General features: G+C 41.0%; 1 protein-coding gene. It reads right to left on the reverse strand.

Features of this window, described 5'->3' with window-relative positions; all coding sequences use genetic code 11:
* On the reverse strand, positions 1 to 268 hold a 268-nt coding region (locus HMPREF9441_RS18875; RefSeq protein WP_039865669.1), incomplete at both ends, for a hypothetical protein.

Here is a 268-nt window from a genome sequence, read left to right on the forward strand (position 1 = left end):
CGAAGGTTGTATATCAGAATAGTTTTGATAATTATTCTGTACCACACCATCTATACTCCAGATAGCAAAGCTATAAGGCCCTTGACCTCCTTCTGCTTGGAAGTTTATCACACGTAGGTTACAGCCCTTCCACGCTTTAGCCGTAGCTTTAGGCTTAAGCGTTACTTCTTTCGTAATCTTCTGACTGATGGTGAACTTACAGCTTGATGGCAAAGCTGGCGAAGTCACCTCTATAGTATAGGTATCAGGATTATTGATAGTAAACGTT

The sequence above is a fragment of the Paraprevotella clara YIT 11840 genome (assembly GCF_000233955.1).
Taxonomy (GTDB): Bacteria; Bacteroidota; Bacteroidia; order Bacteroidales; family Bacteroidaceae; genus Paraprevotella; species Paraprevotella clara.